This window comes from Methylobacterium sp. E-016, from assembly GCF_022829745.1.
In the GTDB taxonomy this organism is placed as follows: Bacteria; Pseudomonadota; Alphaproteobacteria; order Rhizobiales; family Beijerinckiaceae; genus Methylobacterium.
On record NZ_JAKSYF010000074.1, the window covers coordinates 1 to 3,724 of the forward strand.

The 3,724-nt window shown below is 62.1% G+C and carries 3 protein-coding genes and 3 pseudogenes; 3 read left to right on the top strand and 3 right to left on the bottom strand.

Features of this window, described 5'->3' with window-relative positions; translation table 11 throughout:
• Nucleotides 1-669: 669 nt before the first annotated feature.
• Nucleotides 670-1,035: a hypothetical protein gene (locus tag MKK68_RS07690; protein ID WP_244029639.1), complete on the bottom strand. Its 366-nt coding sequence runs from the start codon at nt 1,033-1,035 to the stop codon at nt 670-672.
• Nucleotides 1,036-1,270: 235 nt separating this feature from the next.
• Nucleotides 1,271-1,414 carry a hypothetical protein gene (locus tag MKK68_RS29710; protein ID WP_313899218.1) on the bottom strand — a complete coding sequence of 48 codons (144 nt, stop codon included), beginning with the start codon at nt 1,412-1,414 and terminating at the stop codon, nt 1,271-1,273.
• 357 nt (nt 1,415-1,771) lie between these two features.
• Between MKK68_RS29710 and MKK68_RS07700 the strand changes: the two genes are divergently transcribed.
• A complete protein-coding gene (locus MKK68_RS07700) occupies nt 1,772-1,942 on the top strand; it encodes a hypothetical protein (protein WP_244029641.1) in 171 nt (56 codons plus the stop codon).
• A 495-nt stretch (nt 1,943-2,437) separates the two neighbouring features.
• Here MKK68_RS07700 and MKK68_RS07705 read toward each other — a convergent pair.
• A pseudogene (locus MKK68_RS07705) lies at nt 2,438-2,905 on the bottom strand (IS5 family transposase); the annotation flags it as partial.
• On the opposite strand from MKK68_RS07705, the pseudogene MKK68_RS07710 reads away from it, so the two are divergent.
• Together MKK68_RS07710 and MKK68_RS07715 are read left to right on the top strand one after the other, a co-directional pair.
• Nucleotides 2,877-3,369 (top strand): annotated as a pseudogene (locus MKK68_RS07710) (transposase); the annotation flags it as partial. The pseudogenes MKK68_RS07705 and MKK68_RS07710 overlap by 29 nt on opposite strands.
• Nucleotides 3,370-3,486: 117 nt before the next feature.
• Nucleotides 3,487-3,627 (top strand): annotated as a pseudogene (locus MKK68_RS07715) (IS110 family transposase); the annotation flags it as partial.
• Between the last annotated feature and the right edge of the window lie 97 nt (nt 3,628-3,724).

A 3,724-nucleotide genomic window follows, 5' to 3' on the forward strand; every position in this document is an offset into this window, starting at 1 on the left:
CTCGCGCGCAAGCTCGGCACGGGCGGCGGGTGTCCACATCGGCGTTCCAGGGTGAGCGTCAGACACTCTCCCAACGCTGACGATGCTCGCCGCTCACCCCAAGCAGCGATCCGCGGCTGCCCCTTATGAAACGGGGTCTCAGCAGGCCAAAAGGCGGTACCGGTGGTTCCTGTTCCCCGCGTCGCCGACCTTCACGCCACCGCCTATCGCAAATCTTCGTCAGTCTCGGCAGGAGACGGGGTGGCCTTGGCATGGACATGTGTTGCTGTTCGGGGAGACCGGTGCGCAGATCCCGTGAGACACCCAGAGCAAATCGAGGCTGTGGCCCGCCGCTCGGCAGCTAGTATGCGGCTTTGAAACGCGTCGTCACCGACCTGCGCTTTAGCGGCCTCGCTCTCGATCCTCTTCTCGGATGGGTCCACCCGATCCGTTGTTCCTAGCTGAGCGACGTTAGCTGCTGAGGCCGACGTAGTGGAAAGGGCGAGTAAGAGGCAAAGGGTCAGGTGGCGCATTGCGGTCTCCAAATCAGCCTCACACTCCAGCGCCCTACCGCAGGCCGAATTACGGCGCCTTGAGCATATTCTTGACCAAGCAGAAGCGCTCACGTAGGGCCCAACACGGCGCCGTTGGCTGAAGCAAGGGGCGACTGACGAATTGATACCACGAGCCTCAAATCCCGCTTTCGAGGGACCATTTTTCTGAACCAACAGTTTGGCCGCCGGTTACTGCCCATTTGCCGGTGGCGACCTTGTCGTCGATGATCTGAAAGCTTGCCACACCGCCGGACCCTGGCGAGCCAGCCGCCTGAAAGACGACGGATAAGACAGTTCCGGTCAAGATGCCGGTTCCGACTTGGCGCCCAGATCCAATCTGCCAGACCACGCTGTAGGTGTCGCCGGTCCTTTTGATCATTGCTTCCCCTTTATAGAGTTGGGGTTGCCCTGGGTTCTGACCTTCAACTTTATAGCGACCCTCAATGGCATGCGCTGGTAGCGTGAAAGCTGCAAGTACGGTCAAAGTGAATATGATCTTCATCGGGGCTCTCTCTGTGGGTCTACTCGATATTTTGTAGCTGCCTGACGCTTGCCTCGCGAGCCAAACCTGAGACAGACGTCCGGTCTGTCGAACACCTACCTATGGCTACCGCATGGCTCGTCCGGTTCTACTCGCCGCGCGGCTTTCAGACGAGGCTTTGTCGGTGGGTTCGCCCGTCGTTTGCCGGCAGCCCTTTCTAGGGTTCCCAGCCTCTGAATTCACAGGGTATGGAATATCAGTAGCCGTGCGGGTGGCGGATTTGGTCCCCCCCCCTAGTTGGCGTGGCACCGCGCTCGCCGGATCGGGCGAGCCGTAGCCAAGCCGTCCACTCGACCGCCACGATGCGGACCACGTTCGGCAGGTTTTGGAAGCCTGTCACCGGCCGTTCCTCGACGTCCGCAGCCCGAGCTTGCGAGTCTTTCGAACCGCGTTCTTCACGGTGGACCGGCACACGCCGACGATCGCCGCGATATGCTCGACGGCAAGCCTGCAATCTTTCCGGCGCACGCTCTCGGCCGCGAGGAGCGAGAGGACCGCCTGTTCGGCGAGGGTGAACCGTGCAGCGAGGCCCGGAGGAAGCCGTCCAGAGGCCGCCCAGCGGCGGCAGCGCTCCATTGAGGTCTGTTAGCGCGGCCGAGAGTCGGCGCCCGTTCTTGAGGTTTCTGTGAGTCTGGAGGCAATGCCAGGGATCTCGGCATTGAGGTTATCAGCCCCGTCATCCTCCGATTTCCGGGGGATGACCTCGCTGCCGGCCATCCTCGTGAAGCTCTCCGACAACAAGGACAACGCCGACGCGGACCGCTTGGCGAAGCTGGCCACGGCGACTCGGGCCCGGCTCCTGGCGAAGTACGAGTCATCCATGGCGATACTACGCGAGGCTGCACAGCCGAGGGGTTGGAAAGGGTAGGGGCAGTGTGAAGTGAAAAAGCTAAATGCCAGGCTTCTACTGGACTTATCTAACCCGTACGAAAAGCGCATAGTCGCAAAGATAATTCTCGCTGGGAGGGCGATTGATGCGCAGCGTCATTGCGACAGTGTGGCTTATACTAGCCACTGTATCCACCGCGCACGCCGCAGGTAAAGTGCTGCGGAAGGCTGAGACAAATCAGAGCATCGAGAGACCTGACACATCGAGCCAAGATCGCGAGAAGAGGGCTTCGCAAGCTGCCGAGGAACAAGGCATTCGCGACTCGAAATTTGAAGCCGCAGTAGCAAAAGCAACAAACTCCATATGCGTGGGATGTCAGTCCGCCCCTAAGCCACAACGTACGAAGTCGCTGCGCGCATCGTCGAGCCGTGGCATCAGGGAGTGAGGTATCTTCCGATAGAGCGCAGACGGGAACGCCGTCGATGATCGTCAGCAGCGTAGCGGTCACGCGCTGGCGGATCAGATTAAGAGCGTCTAACAGAACCGTCTGCATTGGTTGAGTGTGACGAGGGCGCAGGCAAGGGTCGTGAAGGCGAGATGGATGTCGGCGCGGCGTTCGTAGCGGATGGCCAAACGTTGGAATCGCGCCAGCCACGCTAGCGTACGCTCGACGAACCAGCGGTGGCGGCCCAGGCGCTGACTGCTTTCGACGCTCCGGCGCGCAATGTGGGGCACGATCCCGCGAGCCGAGCACTCCCGGCGGCAACGGCGGTGGTCGTAGGCTTTGTCGGCGTGCAGCTTGCCGGGCCTGTGGCGCGGGCGCCCACAGCGGCCCGAGCGCACCGGCGGGATCGCGTCGAGCGTCGCGACGCGTTGGGTGCTGTCGTGAGTGTTGGCCCCGGTCAGGACAACACCGAGCGGCGTGCCGCGGGCATCGACGACGAGGTGGCGCTTCGTGCCCGGCTTGCCCCGGTCGATCGATCCGCCGGGATACGATGCGGGCAAGAAAATCAAACGGAAGAAGCGCCACATCCTCGTGGATACCCAGGGTCTGCAGATGCACGCCCTGGTACATTCGGCCGGCGTACAGGATCGCGACGGCGGGGTGTGGGTGATGACCACCCTGTTCGGGCTCTATCCGTTCCTGCTCAAGCTCTACGCCGACGGCGGCTACCAGGGTCCCCGCTTCCAGGCCGGCCTCCGCCGCGCTTGCCGACAGGTCGATGTCGAGATCGTCAAGCGATCCGATCAGGCCAGTGCCGTCACGGCGAAAGGCTTCACCGTCCTACCCAAACGGTGGATCGTCGATCCTTCGACAAGCTCAGGATGAGGGCACCTTCGCCTGGCTGAACCGCTGCCGCCGCCGCGCCAAGGACTGGGAATGCCAAAGCCGAAAGGCCCTGGCTTTCCTCCACTGGGCCTCCGTCCGCCTCATGATCCGTAAGCTCTGCCAAACCGCACCCTGATCCCGGACAGATGGGGTGATTGGGGTCACACCGCGGTTCCGCTGAAGGCGGCTGCTCCTATCGAGATGTGAGATCGTAGTCGATGTCGGATCGCCACAGCATCAGGAAGGAGCAGCCATGACGTACTTTGCCGGACTCGACGTCTCCCTGGAAGAGACCGCAATCTGCGTGGTCGATGAGAATGGACGGCTCACCAAGGAGTTGCGAGCCGTGAGCGTAACTGGGGCAGATCACCGGGCGGTGGCGTTTTGCGGTTTGGCTCGGGCGTGATTCAACATGCGGCATGGCGCTGCCGGATCCCGATGGTTTGGATGCCCTTTCGCTGAGCGAGCTTCGCGGGCTTGTCGTGGGCCTG

Excerpts from the sequence above, each read along its gene's own strand:
- MKK68_RS07690 (WP_244029639.1), bottom strand. The coding sequence starts at position 1,035 with ATGAAGATCATATTCACTTTGACCGTACTTGCAGCTTTCACGCTACCA.
- MKK68_RS07700 (WP_244029641.1), top strand. The coding sequence starts at position 1,772 with ATGACCTCGCTGCCGGCCATCCTCGTGAAGCTCTCCGACAACAAGGAC.